A 14,209-nucleotide genomic window follows, 5' to 3' on the forward strand; every position below is an offset into this window, starting at 1 on the left:
CTCTCCATCGGAAACATCTTCATCGGGTACTCCAGCCGTCAATCCTGCAGCTTCAGCCAGGCTTCTGCCAGCAGAGCTCTGGTGTCGCGGAGCAACTGCGGCATCACCTTGGTCTCGCCGATCACCGTGATGAAGTTGGCGTCGCCACCCCACCGGGGCACAACGTGCTGGTGCAGGTGTTCGGCGAGCGAACCACCCGCGGCGGTCCCGAGATTGAGACCGACGTTGAACGCATCGGGATTGGAGACCGACTTGATCGCGCGGATCATCTTCTGCGTGAACACCATCAGCTCACGGCTTTCGGCCTCGGTGAGATCTTCGAGATCGGCGACCTGACGGTAGGGCACGATCATCGCATGCCCGGGGTTGTACGGATACAGGTTCAGGACCGCGTAGACCGTCTCACCACGGGCGACCATCAGGCCGGCCTCGTCGGACATCCTGGGGATGTCGATGAAGGGATGCACCGACGCCGCCGACGACTCGGAGTCGTCGCCGTTGCCGGTCGCGGTGCGCGGGGCCGCGGTGATGTACGACATGCGGTGTGGGCTCCACAACCGCTGCAGGCGATCGGGTTGCCCCGGCCCGACGTCGCGGATCACGCCGGCGCCTCGGTCAACCCTGAATCCTCGATCAACCCTGCAGTCGGCGACTCGTTGCGGCGACCTCGGACCCACTCGGTGATGATGCCGACCGCATCGGCGACCGGCACACCGTTGACCTGGGTGCCGTCCCGGAACCGGAAGCTCACCGCGCCCGCCTCGACGTCGCGCTCGCCTGCCAGCAACATGAACGGCACCTTGCCCGTCGTGTGGTTGCGGATCTTCTTCTGCATCCGGTCGTCGCTCTGATCGACCTCGGCGCGAACACCGTTCGACTTGAGCTGCGCCACAACATCGTCCAGATGCGGAACGAACGCATCGGCGACCGGGATACCCACCACCTGCACCGGCGACAGCCAGGCCGGGAACGCGCCCGCGTAATGCTCGGTCAGCACGCCGAAGAACCGCTCGATGGATCCGAACAATGCCCGGTGGATCATCACCGGACGATGCTTGGAACCGTCGGGACCGGTGTACTCCATCTCGAACCGCTCGGGCAGGTTGAAGTCGAGCTGGATGGTCGACATCTGCCAGTTGCGGCCCAGGGCGTCCTTGACCTGGACGGAGATCTTCGGGCCGTAGAACGCGGCGCCGCCCGGATCGGGCACCAGGCGTAGGCCCGACGCCTCACCGACCTCGGCGAGGGTGGCCGTCGCCTCTTCCCAGATCTCATCGGACCCGACGGACTTGTCCGGGTTGCGGGTCGACAGTTCGAGGTAGAAGTCATCGAGGCCGTAGTCATGGAGAAGACCGAGCACGAACTTCAGCGTGCTGGTCAGCTCTGCGCGCATCTGCTCTTTGGTGCAGTAGATGTGGGCGTCGTCCTGCGTCATACCCCGCACGCGGGTCAAGCCGTGGACGACACCGGACTTCTCATAGCGGTAGACCGCACCGAACTCGAACAGCCGCAGCGGCAGTTCGCGATACGAGCGACCCCGGGCGTTGAAGATCAGATTGTGCATCGGGCAGTTCATCGGCTTGAGGTAGTAGTCCTGGCCAGGCTTGCGCACCTGCCCGTTCTCGTCGAGTTCGGCGTCGAGGTGCATCGCCGGGAACATCCCGTCCTTGTACCAATCGAGGTGGCCGGAGATCTCGTAGAGATTGCTCTTGGTCACGTGAGGGGTGTTGACGAAGTCGTAGCCCTCTTCGATGTGACGTGAACGCGAGTAGTCCTCGAGTTCCTTGCGGATGATGCCGCCTTTGGGGTGGAACACCGGCAGGCCGGAACCGAGCGCGTCCGGGAAGCTGAACAGGTCGAGTTCGGCACCGAGCTTGCGGTGGTCGCGGCGTTCGGCCTCGGCCAGCAGTTCGAGATAGCCGTCCATCGCCTCGGCCGACTCCCAGGCGGTGCCGTAGACCCGCTGCAGATCGGCGTTGTCCTGGTTGCCCCGCCAGTAGGCCGCCGAGCTACGGGTCAGCTTGAAGGCAGTGATGTATTTGGTGGTCGGCACGTGCGGGCCGCGGCACAGATCGCCCCAGATCTTCTCGCCCGTACGCGGGTTGAGGTTGTCGTAGGCGGTGAGCTCTGCGCCACCGACCTCCATGACCTCGGGGTCGTCGGCCGAACCCTTGTCTTCGACGAGTTCGAGCTTGTACGGCTCGTCGGCCAGTTCGGCCTTGGCCTGATCGACCGATTCGTAGACGCGACGCGAGAAGCGCTGACCCGACTTGATGATCTGCTTCATCTTCTTCTCGAGCGCGGTCAGGTCTTCCGGCGTGAACGGTTCTTCGACATCGAAGTCGTAGTAGAAGCCGTTCTCGATGGGCGGACCGATGCCCAGCTTGGCCTTCGGGTTCAGGTCCTGGACGGCCTGGGCCAGCACGTGGGCCGCCGAGTGCCGGATGACGCTACGGCCGTCTTCGGTGTTGGCGGCGACGGGCTCGACCACGGTGTCGGAGTCAGGGGCCCAGGACAGATCACGCAGAGTGCCGTCGGCGTCGCGAACGACAACAATCGCCTCGGGCCCCTTGTTGGGGTGCCCACTCTCGCGTAGCGCCGCACCCGCGGTGGTCCCGGCCGCCACCGTGATCGTGGCTGATGGACCGGGAACGGGATTTTCTGGCACCTGGGTACTCCTTGTCGAATGAAACCACCCGACCGAGGCCGGCCGGGTTCCATGTCAATCCATGATCGTAATGCCGACCACCCGGCCGACCCACGTCCGGTTGCCTCCGGCGGGAGCAGACGCGGTCAGAAAACGGGACTCGCCAGCCACGTCCATTCGATGCCGACCCAGCCTGCGCCTATCTCCAGGGCCCCGAGCACCCACAGGGTTGCCACGACGATCGCACAGGTCAACAACCAGAATATGGCTTGAACAGACCAATGCTGCGCCGAGATCCAGTCCATCCATTTGTCGTACTTGCCCTTGGCAAACGTCAACACGCGATGCGCCCACACGAACTCCGTCGCCAAGATGCCCAAGCCGGCGAACACGATCAGCCAGCCCGGACCCGGATACGGGATGGCCACGATCCCCACTGCCAGTACTGCGGCGCCGATGATCCCGACGGCACAGCGATAGATCAGGTTGAGGGTGCGTCGATCCCGAATGTCATTGCGCTTGTTCGATATCGCCTGCAGGAAGCCCTTGGCGTCATGTTGCTCCACAGTGCCCCCACTTCGATCCATGGTGACAGCTTACGTAAGCAGGTCTGCGCCGGCTCAGCTGCCGGAACGACCCCTCGGCACATCGCGGAATGCCAGGTTGACGTCGTGAGTCTGCTCACGCGGCATCCCGAGCAGTCGCTCGCTGATCGCGTTGCGGGCCATCTCGGTGGTGCCGCCCGCGATCGTGGAGACCTGCCGCATGAGGTTGTCCACGCCGCGTTCGGCGACCGCGCCGTCGTCGCTGTCCCACGCGGCACCGGAGGCATCGGTGAGCTCGTATCCGATAGACGTGGAGCGCACGGCGGCCACACCGGTCATCAACCGGGCGATGCTGGCCGCCTGATCCGACACGGTCTTCTTGGCGATACCACGCGAAATACGCTGCTGCAACGCATCTTTGACCACATCGAACATTCGCGCCTCGCCGATCAGATCGCGACTGATCGGATCGTCGGCCCGGCCGGAATCCTGCAGCACCTCGACCAGCTCGGGCACGCGCGAACCACCGCGGGCCGACCCCGCGGGCATCGTCGTATACGGCGAGTGATGAGCCATCCGCTCATGGAACATCCAGCCGGTGCCGACCTTCCAGCCGTTGTCGATCTCACCGACCCGATCGCTGTCCGGGACCCTGACATCGGTCAGGTACTCCTGACAGAACTCCCGCGACCCGTTGAGGAGTTCGATGCGATGCACCTCGATGCCGGGCTGGCGCAGCGGCAGCATGAAGACGGTCAGACCCCGATGCTTGGGGACGTCCCAGTTGGTGCGGGCCAGGCACAACGCCCAGTCCGACCACCAGGCGCCGGTGGTCCAGATCTTCGAACCGTTGAGCACCCACTCGTCTCCGTCACGCACCGCGGTGGTCAGCGCGCCTGCCACATCCGACCCACCGCTGGGTTCGGAGAGGAACTGCATCCAGATCTCCTCGCCCTTCAAGATGGCGGGGATGTGCTGCTTCTTCTGCTCTTCGGTGCCGTAGTCGAGGATGACACCCACACAGGGCGCAAACGTGGGCGACTGCAGGCGGGCCGGGTACTCGTATCCGCCGAGCGCGTCGTCGAGCGCTTTCAGGTGCGCCCGGGTCAAACCGCGCCCGCCGTATTCGCGCGGGATGCAGATGCCTGCGAATCCGGCGTCGTAGAACATGCGCTGGATCTCACGCTCGCGCGCGACGAGAGCGACTTCTTCCTCGTCGCTGCCCTCGTTGCGCATGACCCCGATGTGGGCGGCGGGGTCGGATCGCTTGAGATTGTCCTGAACCCAGGCCCGCGCGCGGGCGCCGAAGTCCTCGACGGATTCGATGTCGGTGTCTGTATTGGGGGCGGTCATACCGTGGCCTCCTGGCGCAGGACGATGTCGGCGATGCGTTGACGATGATCGGCAGGAACTCCGAAGGTGGATCGATTGGCACTCGCGCGCCGGCTGTACAGGTGCAGGTCGTGTTCGAACGTGACACCGATCCCGCCATGGATCTGCACGCAGTCCTGCATGAGTTCTTCGCCGTATTGACCGATGTAGGCCTTGGCGGCACTGACGACCTCTGCCGCATTCGGGGCCTGCGCGGCAACCGCCGCGGCGGCGGCGTCGGCGACCGCGTGGCTCGCCTCGAGCCACATTTTCATGTCGGCAAAACGGTGCTTGATCTCCTGGTAGGAGGCCAGGGACCGGCCGAAGGAATAGCGGTCGAAAGCCCACTCGAGTGTCATGTCGAACACCGACTGCATCGCGCCAACCGACTCGGCGCAGCCGATCACGATCGCCACCTGACAACCGCGGGTGACGGCCTCACGAGCCTGCCCCGGCTCACCGACCAGCGCCGAACGCGGCACGCGAACATTGTCGAAGTCGACGGCGGCGTAGCGCCGGGTCAGGTCGATCGATTGCAGGGGCTTGACCGTGACGCCTGCGGCGGTCCGCGGGACGAGCACCTGCGACAGACCTTCTCCGGTCCGCCCGACCACGAGCAGGTGGTCGGCGGCGGCAGCACCTTCGACGGGCCGCTTGGTCCCGTGGACCACCACCTCGTCGCCGTCGATGGTGATCGAGGTCGCGGGGACGGCCACCAATGATTTCGGGTTCGGCCGGGCCAGCGCCCAGGCCGCGGTCGCCGTGCCCGCCAGAAGGGCTTCGAGCACCGCAACGTGCTCATCGGAGCCCTCTGTGTTCAGCAGTGAGGCGACGACGTTCGTGGGCAGCAGCGGACCTGGCGCAGCGTGGCGGCCGAACTCGTGGGCGACCAGTGTGAGGTCGGCGAGCCCCGACCCACTGATGGATCCACCACCGTGCCGCTCGTCGACCAGCAGGCTGGTCCAACCGAGCTCGGCGCCTTTGCGCCAGTAGTCCGACGGATACCCGACCGGGTCGTCCCGAAGACGACGGAGCTCTGCAACCGGCACCTTGGCCGACAGGAACCGGTCCGTGGTGTCCCGGAAGAACTCTTGATCGTCAGACAGCTCCAACAACATGGGCGTGCACGTCCTCACCTCGGTCGCACCTGTGAATACATAGATCTCTCTGAGCGAGAACGCAATTCTCATCCAGAATTCAATTAGTAGCCGCTCAAGGCCTACCGGGGCAAGTGGAGGTCAGCGGCAAACCACGCCCACGTAGAATCCGACGATGAGCTTTCAGGGATTCCCCGAGGCCGCACTCGACTTCTACGACGACTTGGAGCAGGACAACTCCAGAGCGTTCTGGGATGCGCACAAGCAGACATACCAACTCGCTGTCGCAGGCCCGATGAGCGAACTCACCGAGGCCCTGAGCGAGGAATTCGGTGCACCCAAGGTGTTCCGCCCCTACCGTGACGTGCGATTCGCGAAGGACAAGACCCCGTACAAGACGCACCAGGGCGCGTTTGTGGCCGTCGGACCGGCGACCGGCTACTACGTACAGATCGGTGCACCCGGGGTGAAGGTCGCCGTCGGCTACTACGACACCTCTGCCGAACGACTCGCGAATCTGCGGGCCGCGATCGACAACGATCTCCACGGCCCCGAGCTGGAACATCTCGTCGAGACCATGCGGGCGGACGGCTGGGACATCGGCGGGAGCCAACTCAAGACCGCGCCTCGTGGGTGGGACGTGAACCATCCCCGGATCGCGTTGCTGCGCCACAAGACCCTCACCGCCACCCGCGACTTCGGGTTCGAGGACTTCATCCACACCCCGGCACTCGTCGACCGTGTGCGTGCGGAGTGGCGAGCGGGAACCCCGCTGGTCGACTGGGCGATGCGCCACGGATAACGGCGCGACGACGAATCCCGGATGGTTGACTGATCGGAACCTGAACCCCGTCCATGGGCGACCACCAAGGATTCTGATGACAACCGGATCGTTGCGGCCACGTGCCGGCACCATCGTGTCCCTCGTCGTGATGCTGACCATCGCGACACTGCTACTCCCCGCGGCCGGATCCAGCGCCGATCCGCGTATGTCCTCGGCCGGGACGGATGGGGTCAGCACGGATGGACGGTGGCTGATCGACGCCCATGGACGCACGATCTACCTCCACGGACTGCAGATCGCCCACAAGAAGCCTCCCTATCACCCGCCTGCAGAAGCGGTCACCGATCGAGATGCCGAGCTGCTGACGTCGTTGGGCGTCAACTCCGTTCGGCTCGCCTGGTTCTGGAAGGGTTTGGAACCCACCCGCGGCGTGATCGATCGGGCCTATCTGAACGAGATCCTCCGCGAGGTCGACGTGCTGACCCGGAACGGGATCTGGGTGCTGCTGGAGTTCCATCAGGACAACTACAACGAAAAGGTGAACGGCGCCGGATTCCCGGACTGGGCCACCTTCACCGACGACTGGCCGAATCCACCGGAAATCACCCAAGGTGCCTCGGCTTTCACCAACCCCGCACTGCAGCGGGCGTTCGACAATCTCTACGCCAATCGGGACGGCATCGCTGATGCGATGGCGGGCGCGTGGCGCACCGTCGCGCAAGCGGTGCAGTCCAAGGGCATCGGCAACGATCATCTCCTCGGCTACGACCTGTTCAACGAGCCATGGCCGGGGACGGCGTTCCCGAGCTGTCTGCCGCCGGGTGGGTGTGCGGACTTCGACAAGAACCAGCTACAACCGCTGCAGGACAAACTCGCCCTCGCGGTGCGTTCGGTCGACCGCGCCACCCCGGTGTTCTATGAGCCGCATCTGATCGCCGACATCGGATCGCCGACGTTCCTACAGCCGCCACCGGCGGAAGTCGAGCCGGTGGTGTTCGGATTCCACGATTACTGCGGTACCTCGCTGGCGACCAAGAGTGCCGACCAGGAGTCCACAGCGCTCGGGTATCCGGCCTGCCCCGAGCTGGACAACACCGTCTACCGCAATGCGATCGATGCGGCCGACCGGATGGGTGCGGCGGTGGTGCAGACCGAGTTCGGCGACACGCAGGACGTGGTCGAGATCGAACGCATCATGCAACTGAGCGACAAATACCTGACCGGCTGGATGCTCTGGGGCTACAAGGACTGGATCGACTATCCGGGCGGCATCGGCGACGGCGACCTGTTCGACGATCCCGATGACATGAGCACCATTCGGCAACCGATGGCGGATGTGATCGCACGTCCGTCTCCGCAGGCGATCTCTGGGGTGCCCACCCGCTATTCCTACGATCCAGAAACGGGACGCATGGTGCTGGAATGGACGCCACGTGCGGGCGTGCGCGCACCGACCGAGATCTTCGTCCCCGTCGACCGCCACTATCCGGGGGGCTACACGGTCCGGGTGAACGGCGGACAGGTGACCTCAGCGCCGAACGCGCAGCTGCTGGAAATCGAGAACACCGGAGGCCCGGTCATCGTGGAACTCACTCGCTGAACTTGTGGTCCCGGCTGGGATCGAACCAGCGACCTTCCCGGTGTGAACGGGACGCTCTTCCACTGAGCCACGGGACCAGATTGTCGTGACCGAAATCCTTCGGTTGCGACCGGAAGACATTAACACGATCACCCCGGGCTGATCCAAATCGCAAGGTCGATCCCACCAACCCCACCGACACCACCCGAAACTCGATCAACACCCGCGGCGTTTTGCCGAAAAATGGGCTGATCAGGCGATTTGTGACTTTGCGGGTCGGTCCGATAATGTTTGTCCTCGTTGCCAGGACAGCACGACCAAGACCCTGGCTACGAATGCGGATGTAGCGCAGCTGGTAGCGCATCACCTTGCCAAGGTGAGGGTCGCGGGTTCGAATCCCGTCATCCGCTCGAAGAACGAGATTCACCGTGGCGGTGTGGCCGAGTGGTGAGGCAACGGCCTGCAAAGCCGTGCACACGGGTTCGATTCCCGTCGCCGCCTCCACAAGTTGGATAGGCTAAAACTAAACAAGATCTCGCGCGATTAGCTCAGCGGGAGAGCGCTTCCCTGACACGGAAGAGGTCACAGGTTCAATCCCTGTATCGCGCACCATCGTTGAAGAAGCCCCGGCTCGTCCGGGGCTTCTTCAACGAATGCGGATGTAGCGCAGTGGTAGCGCATCACCTTGCCAAGGTGAGGGTCGCGGGTTCGAATCCCGTCATCCGCTCCAAACAGAACGAAGTCCCCTTGAACAGGCGCGATTAGCTCAGCGGGAGAGCGCTTCCCTGACACGGAAGAGGTCACAGGTTCAATCCCTGTATCGCGCACCATGGTTCGAAAAGAAGAACCCGGCCCAGCGGCTGGGTTTTTCTTGTGTCCAGATAGATCCACACGTTTGAGGAACCACTATGAACGACACCGGTGATCGCGATGCCCTGCGCTACACGCTCGATTGGGTCAGCAACAACAACTACCCGATGAGCGGCAGCCAGGTGCTGACCAATCTTCTTCCCATCACGCGCGAACATCGCGATCTCGCGCAACGCGACCGGGCCCTGCACGCCGCGGCGCAGCGCATCTGCGCCACGTCCGCAGTCCTGATCTGACTCCACAGCGCTTACAGCCACAGCCACCTCAACCACAGCCGGGCCGCTCATGCGGCTCGGCTTTTTTGTGTTCTTCGAATGAATTCGCTTGACCGTCACTCAAGTCAGTGCTTGAGTGGCAGTCAAATGAAAACAACACGTGCTTACACCCAGACCGGCCGCGCCGAGAGCAAAGTTGCGACGCGGGAGCGAATCCTCGCCGCCGCGAAGGACCTCTTCATGGAGAAGGCGTTCGAGGACGTGACGCTCGCATCGATCGCCAAAGCGTCCGGGGTGTCTCACCAGACCGTGCTCAATCATTTCGAATCCAAGGCCGGGGTCGTTCTCGGATTGGCCGAGTCGTTGGCGGAGCAGACCAACACCGCCCGTCACGCCGCGCGGCCCGGCGACATCAGCGGCGCCATCAGCGCACTGGTCGGCGAATACGAACTGATGGGCGACGCGAACGTCCGGTGGGCGATGTCCGCGGATCGCTTCCCCGACCTGGCCGCCGCATTGGACAAAGCCCGGACCCATCACCAGCAGTGGTTGGCCGCGATGTTCGGCGACCACCTCCCCACCGATCCGACTGCACGCGCACACGCACTGCACACCTTGCATGCGGCCACCGATGTCTACGTCTGGAAACTGCTGCGCCGCGATCTTCGTCTGAGCCGGTCGGCAACCGAACAATCGATGGCCGATCTGGTCGTCGGCGTCCTGAAAGGAACCAGAACATGAACACTCGCACGTACCTCTTCGCCCTCGTCGACGGCGGCGGCACGGTACCCCCAGAACTCGGGGCCGCCCGCAGACTCGTCGAACGTGGCCACCGTGTCACCGTCCTCGCCGAGGACTCGATGATCTCCGACGTCGAAGCCGTCGGCGCAACTTTTATGCCGTGGACATCCGCACCGAATCGTCCGTCCCGCAGCGCACAGGACGATCCGCTGCAGGATTGGGAATGCTCGAACCCGATCACCTTGTTCTCCAGGCTCCGCGATCGCCAGTTCATCGGCCCGGCCCCCGCCTACGCCCGCGACATGGTCGCGGCCATCGACGACGTACATCCCGATCTGGCGATCTGTTCGTTTTTCGCGGTCGGCGCGATGGTTGCAGCGCAGGCCCGTGGAGTTCCGTTCGATGTGCCGTTCGCCAACGCATATCTCCTGCCGGCAAAAGACATGCCGCCGGTCGGGCTCGGCCTACCGCCCGCCCGCGGCCGGTTGACCCGACTCCGTGATCGCATCGTTCGAACAGTGACGCTCGGGCAGTGGAACAAGGGCACCGAGGCGCTGAACGCACTGCGGGTGTCCTACGGACTGGCTCCGGTGCCGGAGTTCTTCGATCAGGTCCACGCGGCGCGCAAACACCTCGTGCTCACCTCCGCCGAATTCGACTTCCCCGCGCAGATGCCAGATCACGTCCGGTACGTCGGAGCCGTCCTCGACGATCCGGCATGGACCGGCTCGACACCGTGGACACCTCCCCCAGGCGATGCCCCACTGGTCCTGGTGGCCCTCTCATCGACATTTCAGGACCAGGTGGACTGTCTGCAACGCATCATCGACGCGCTCGCTCAGATGCCGGTTCGCGGCTATGTGACCACCGGTCCGGCGATCGATCCCACCTCGCTGAACGCCCCCGACAACGTCACCGTCGTCACCGCTGCACCCCACTCGGCGGTCCTGGAACATACCCGCGCGGTCATCACCCACGCCGGCCACGGCACGGTTGTCCGGGCTCTGGCCGCGGGTGTACCGATCGTGGCGCTGCCCCATGGCCGGGACCAGGCCGACAATGCCATCCGGGTCAGTGTCCGGGGCGCCGGGATCACGCTGCCGCGCAAGGCAACACCCCGCAAGATCGCCCGGGCCACGCAGCGCATCCTGGAGGTTCCGTCGTATACCGAGGCCGCAACCGGACTCGGTGCGATCATCAGGCGCGACGCGGCAGCGGGCACCCTGGTCGCCGAACTCGAGGACATCGAGCTCACTGGAACCGTCGACTCCGAATCGTCGACGTCGCGGCACGAAGGGTGATGAACTAAAAGGGTGTGCCCGAGGGCCGACGCGGCCCGAAGTCCATCTTCTGACGCCCGCACAGGAGGAACACCATGAACGACAGCCCCACCCGCACCCCGGTGGCAGTCATCACCGGCGCTTCGTCGGGCATCGGTGCCGCCACCGCCCGATCACTGCACGCGTCCGGGTACCGCGTTGCGCTGCTGGCTCGCCGGATCGACCGCATCACCGCGTTGGCAGGCGAACTCGGCGAGGGCGCGGTCGCCATCGCCGCCGACGTCACCCACCGCGACGCACTCGTCGCTGCTGCAGAGCAGGTCAGGTCCGAACTGGGCGGAGCCGATGTACTGGTCAACAACGCAGGCGTCATGCTGCTCGGCCCCTTCTCGTCCGAACAGCGCGCGGATTACCGCAACATGATCGAGGTCAACCTGCTCGGTGCGATCACCACCACCGAGGTGTTCCTCGACCAGATCAAAGACGGTGGAGGCGACATCGTCAACATCTCCTCGGTCGCCGGACGGACCGCTCGGGCAGGCAACGGCGTCTATGCGGCCACCAAGTGGGGCCTCAACGGATGGTCGGAATCGCTCCGTCAGGAACTGTTACCCGAGGTCCGCGTCACTCTGATCGAACCCGGCATCGTCGCGACCGAACTACCCACGCACATCACCCACGAGGCGACCCGCGAGACCATCCAGCAGGCCTACGACGTCGCCACCGTCACCCCGGAAGAGGTTGCCGAGATCGTCGCCTTCGTCCTCACCCGGCCACGGCACCTGGCCATCAACGAAATCCTCCTCCGCCCCGCCGACCAACAAGGATGACCGGCCACATGCCCGAGTACGCCACCTCGCAGATCCTCATCGCCACGCCTGAAGACGCCGCGGAAATCGCGGCCGTTGCAGCTGTGACCTTCCCTCTCGCGTGTCCACCAGAGCTCACGATCGCCGACATCGACCAGTTCGTGGCCCACAACCTGACTGCGGAGCATTTCCTGGCCTTCATGGCCGACCCCACACATCACGTCTTCAAGGCCGTCGACCCCGCCACCTCGGCGATCACCGGGTACGCACTTGTCATCGACGAAGAGCCCACCGACCGCGATGTGCTGGCGACCATCACCGTGCGCCCGGTGACCATGCTGTCGAAAATGTATGTGCTGCCCGGCCACCACGGCCGCGATGCCTCAGCCGGGCTGATGGCCGCGACGCTGAATCACGCAGCCGAGGCCGGCAGTGCGCTGGTCTGGCTCGGCGTCAACCAGAAAAACCTGCGGGCACAACGCTTCTACCAAAAGATGGGGTTTGACATCGTGGGCCACAAGACCTTTCAGGTCAGCGGCACCAGGTGCAACGACTTCATCTTCGCCCGCAGGCCCGACGAAAGCTCCGCCTGAGCCGACTCCCGGTCAGGGCCGTTCGCCCCTGGCAGCTTTCTCCACGATCGAGGTGATGCGCTTACGCTTCGTCTCCGACCTCTTGGCCATGGCGATCTGCGTCAGCGCGAACTTCCGCACGCTGGGCGGGAATCCGTCCCAGTGACCGCGGGCCGCCGGATCGGCGTCGAGCGCAGATGCCAACTCCGCCGGTTCGATGAGCGCCTCGGCATCCTCGAGGAGGTTCCACAAGCCGGTGGCCTTGGCTTCGTCGATGACTGCCTGTCCGGGCGGCCGCATTCGGCCTTCCGCGATCAGATCGGCGACCCGCGCCCTGTTCGATGCCGCCCACGCGCTGCTGCGCCCTCTGCGGGTGAACCACAACCCGCGACGGTCGTCGTCGATGGATCGGGTGTGGCCGTCGATCCATCCCCAGCACAGTGCCTCTCGGACAGCCCCGTCGTAGTCGAGGGGCACGTTGCCGGATTCCTTGCGCCAGAACACAAGCCACACACCAGGTGACGTGTCGTGGTTGGCCGCGAGCCACCGGCTCCACTCCGCCAGATCGGTGGGGTGCACGTGTGGTGCCTGGGGATCAGCCATCTGACCAGCCTAATGCCGGGACGATCCGGCCGGGATCGGCTCGCTGCCTGCTATCTGGATTCGGCGAACCGCGAGAGCGCCAGCAGACGAGAGGTCGCCCGCAGGTACTTCTTGCGGTAACCACCGTTCAACATCTCTTCGGTGAAGATCTCATCGAGCTTCGACCCCGAGACCATCAACGGGATGCCTGCGTCGTACAGCCGGTCGGCGAGGACGACGATCCGCAATGCCACCGTTTGATCGGCGGCCGGGTGCACCCCGGAGACGCAGGCGACGCTGACGCCCTCGACCAATGCCTTGTACTTCGACGGATGCAGTTTGGCCAGGTGCGCGCACAGTTCGTCGAAGTCGTCGAGGGTGGCGTTCGGGGTGTTCTCCGCCAGTTCCCGCAGCTCGGCATCCGTGGCCGGATCGGGCGCGGGCGGCAGATCACGATGGCGATAGTCGGGACCGTCGACGCGAATCGCCTCGAAGACCGCCGAGAGCTTCTTGATCTCCCGCAGGAAGTCCTGGGCTGCGAAGCGGCCCTCACCGAGCTGCCCCGGCAGGGTGTTCGACGTGGCGACGATCGAGACGCCCTTCGCCGAGAGTTCGGTCAGCAACCGCGACACCAACATCGTGTCGCCGGGATCGTCGAGTTCGAACTCGTCGATACACAGCACCGTGTGGTCCGAGAGCCGCTCGAGGGCGTTGACGAATCCGAGCGCACCCACCACGTGCGTCACCTCGACGAACGTCGCGAACGCCTTGGGCTCTGGCATCGCGTGATAGATCGAGGCCAGCAGGTGGGTCTTACCGACACCGAACCCACCGTCCAGGTAGAGCCCGAGTCCGGCCTGCGGCGCGGACTTGCGTCCGAACAGGCCTTTTTTGCCGCTCTTGACCTTCTTGGCACGTTCGACGAATGCGCGGGCAGCAGCAACCGCCTGAGCCTGGCTCGGCTCGTTGGGATCGGGTATGTAGGAGTCGAAACTGACCTCGTCGAACATCGACGGCGGAACCATCTCACCGATGAGGGCCTCGGGTGCGACCTGCGGCGTGCGGTCGCTCAGACGTGCTGGCATGTCGAGAGCCTAGTCAAGTGGTCAGAATGGTT

14 protein-coding genes and 6 tRNA genes are annotated in these 14,209 nt (G+C 64.6%); 12 read left to right on the forward strand and 8 right to left on the reverse strand.

Annotated features, from left to right (window positions below; translation table 11 throughout):
* Positions 1-38 precede the first annotated feature (38 nt).
* From AC56PL_RS17495 to AC56PL_RS17515, 5 genes are all read right to left on the reverse strand, one after another.
* The gene (locus AC56PL_RS17495; protein WP_495516603.1) at positions 39-602 is read right to left on the reverse strand and encodes an ATP adenylyltransferase; all 564 of its coding nucleotides are present in this window, start codon (positions 600-602) and stop codon (positions 39-41) included.
* A complete protein-coding gene (thrS, locus tag AC56PL_RS17500; protein WP_497154611.1) occupies positions 599-2,668 on the reverse strand; it encodes a threonine--tRNA ligase in 2,070 nt (689 codons plus the stop codon). The genes AC56PL_RS17495 and thrS overlap by 4 nt, the downstream gene beginning before the upstream one ends.
* A gap of 125 nt (positions 2,669-2,793) precedes the next feature.
* Complete coding sequence (locus AC56PL_RS17505) at positions 2,794-3,234, reverse strand: TIGR02611 family protein (protein ID WP_497154612.1); 441 nt, start codon at positions 3,232-3,234, stop codon at positions 2,794-2,796.
* A gap of 33 nt (positions 3,235-3,267) precedes the next feature.
* Positions 3,268-4,545: an acyl-CoA dehydrogenase family protein gene (locus AC56PL_RS17510; protein WP_495516606.1), complete on the reverse strand. Its 1,278-nt coding sequence runs from the start codon at positions 4,543-4,545 to the stop codon at positions 3,268-3,270.
* Positions 4,542-5,681 (reverse strand): acyl-CoA dehydrogenase family protein, encoded by a 1,140-nt coding sequence (locus AC56PL_RS17515; protein ID WP_497154613.1) that lies wholly within the window; start codon positions 5,679-5,681, stop codon positions 4,542-4,544. Before AC56PL_RS17515 ends, AC56PL_RS17510 begins: the two co-directional genes overlap by 4 nt.
* Positions 5,682-5,835: 154 nt before the next feature.
* Between AC56PL_RS17515 and AC56PL_RS17520 the strand changes: the two genes are divergently transcribed.
* Both AC56PL_RS17520 and AC56PL_RS17525 read left to right on the forward strand, forming a co-directional pair.
* Positions 5,836-6,462 (forward strand): DUF2461 domain-containing protein, encoded by a 627-nt coding sequence (locus AC56PL_RS17520; protein WP_497154614.1) that lies wholly within the window; start codon positions 5,836-5,838, stop codon positions 6,460-6,462.
* Between the two features lie 76 nt (positions 6,463-6,538).
* Positions 6,539-8,044, forward strand: a complete 1,506-nt coding sequence (locus AC56PL_RS17525) for a cellulase family glycosylhydrolase (protein ID WP_497154615.1) — start codon at positions 6,539-6,541, stop codon at positions 8,042-8,044.
* Positions 8,045-8,049: 5 nt separating this feature from the next.
* Here the strand turns inward: AC56PL_RS17525 and AC56PL_RS17530 are convergent.
* Positions 8,050-8,121 (reverse strand) — tRNA-Val (locus tag AC56PL_RS17530).
* 239 nt (positions 8,122-8,360) lie between these two features.
* On the opposite strand from AC56PL_RS17530, the gene AC56PL_RS17535 reads away from it, so the two are divergent.
* The 10 genes from AC56PL_RS17535 (at position 8,361) to AC56PL_RS17580 (ending at position 12,531) form a co-directional block, all read left to right on the forward strand.
* Positions 8,361-8,433: transfer RNA gene (locus tag AC56PL_RS17535), tRNA-Gly, on the forward strand.
* 20 nt (positions 8,434-8,453) lie between these two features.
* A tRNA-Cys gene (locus tag AC56PL_RS17540) sits at positions 8,454-8,527 on the forward strand.
* 33 nt (positions 8,528-8,560) lie between these two features.
* Positions 8,561-8,635 (forward strand) — tRNA-Val (locus AC56PL_RS17545).
* A 43-nt stretch (positions 8,636-8,678) separates the two neighbouring features.
* A tRNA-Gly gene (locus tag AC56PL_RS17550) sits at positions 8,679-8,753 on the forward strand.
* Between the two features lie 25 nt (positions 8,754-8,778).
* Positions 8,779-8,853, forward strand: a tRNA-Val gene (locus AC56PL_RS17555).
* 78 nt (positions 8,854-8,931) lie between these two features.
* Complete coding sequence (locus AC56PL_RS17560; protein WP_495516610.1) at positions 8,932-9,129, forward strand: hypothetical protein; 198 nt, start codon at positions 8,932-8,934, stop codon at positions 9,127-9,129.
* A 126-nt stretch (positions 9,130-9,255) separates the two neighbouring features.
* Entirely contained in the window at positions 9,256-9,849 is a 594-nt protein-coding gene (locus tag AC56PL_RS17565; protein WP_495516611.1) for a TetR family transcriptional regulator, read from the forward strand.
* A complete protein-coding gene (locus AC56PL_RS17570) occupies positions 9,846-11,150 on the forward strand; it encodes a glycosyltransferase (protein WP_497154616.1) in 1,305 nt (434 codons plus the stop codon). The genes AC56PL_RS17565 and AC56PL_RS17570 overlap by 4 nt, the downstream gene beginning before the upstream one ends.
* Before the next feature lie 74 nt (positions 11,151-11,224).
* Entirely contained in the window at positions 11,225-11,959 is a 735-nt protein-coding gene (locus AC56PL_RS17575) for an SDR family oxidoreductase (protein ID WP_497154617.1), read from the forward strand.
* A gap of 8 nt (positions 11,960-11,967) precedes the next feature.
* Positions 11,968-12,531 (forward strand): GNAT family N-acetyltransferase, encoded by a 564-nt coding sequence (locus AC56PL_RS17580; RefSeq protein WP_495516614.1) that lies wholly within the window; start codon positions 11,968-11,970, stop codon positions 12,529-12,531.
* Between the two features lie 12 nt (positions 12,532-12,543).
* On the opposite strand, the gene AC56PL_RS17585 is transcribed toward AC56PL_RS17580, so the two are convergent.
* Positions 12,544-13,113 carry a YdeI/OmpD-associated family protein gene (locus tag AC56PL_RS17585; RefSeq protein WP_495516615.1) on the reverse strand — a complete coding sequence of 190 codons (570 nt, stop codon included), beginning with the start codon at positions 13,111-13,113 and terminating at the stop codon, positions 12,544-12,546.
* Between the two features lie 50 nt (positions 13,114-13,163).
* Positions 13,164-14,177 carry a cell division protein ZapE gene (gene zapE, locus AC56PL_RS17590; RefSeq protein WP_497154618.1) on the reverse strand — a complete coding sequence of 338 codons (1,014 nt, stop codon included), beginning with the start codon at positions 14,175-14,177 and terminating at the stop codon, positions 13,164-13,166.
* Positions 14,178-14,209: the final 32 nt, after the last annotated feature.

It is taken from the genome of Williamsia sp. Y721, from assembly GCF_059683565.1.

Excerpts from the sequence above, each read along its gene's own strand:
- AC56PL_RS17505 (WP_497154612.1), bottom strand. The coding sequence starts at position 3,234 with ATGGATCGAAGTGGGGGCACTGTGGAGCAACATGACGCCAAGGGCTTC.
- AC56PL_RS17510 (WP_495516606.1), bottom strand. The coding sequence starts at position 4,545 with ATGACCGCCCCCAATACAGACACCGACATCGAATCCGTCGAGGACTTC.
- AC56PL_RS17515 (WP_497154613.1), bottom strand. The coding sequence starts at position 5,681 with ATGTTGTTGGAGCTGTCTGACGATCAAGAGTTCTTCCGGGACACCACG.
- AC56PL_RS17520 (WP_497154614.1), top strand. The coding sequence starts at position 5,836 with ATGAGCTTTCAGGGATTCCCCGAGGCCGCACTCGACTTCTACGACGAC.
- AC56PL_RS17525 (WP_497154615.1), top strand. The coding sequence starts at position 6,539 with ATGACAACCGGATCGTTGCGGCCACGTGCCGGCACCATCGTGTCCCTC.
- AC56PL_RS17560 (WP_495516610.1), top strand. The coding sequence starts at position 8,932 with ATGAACGACACCGGTGATCGCGATGCCCTGCGCTACACGCTCGATTGG.
- AC56PL_RS17565 (WP_495516611.1), top strand. The coding sequence starts at position 9,256 with ATGAAAACAACACGTGCTTACACCCAGACCGGCCGCGCCGAGAGCAAA.
- AC56PL_RS17570 (WP_497154616.1), top strand. The coding sequence starts at position 9,846 with ATGAACACTCGCACGTACCTCTTCGCCCTCGTCGACGGCGGCGGCACG.
- AC56PL_RS17575 (WP_497154617.1), top strand. The coding sequence starts at position 11,225 with ATGAACGACAGCCCCACCCGCACCCCGGTGGCAGTCATCACCGGCGCT.
- AC56PL_RS17580 (WP_495516614.1), top strand. The coding sequence starts at position 11,968 with ATGCCCGAGTACGCCACCTCGCAGATCCTCATCGCCACGCCTGAAGAC.
- AC56PL_RS17585 (WP_495516615.1), bottom strand. The coding sequence starts at position 13,113 with ATGGCTGATCCCCAGGCACCACACGTGCACCCCACCGATCTGGCGGAG.
- zapE (WP_497154618.1), bottom strand. The coding sequence starts at position 14,177 with ATGCCAGCACGTCTGAGCGACCGCACGCCGCAGGTCGCACCCGAGGCC.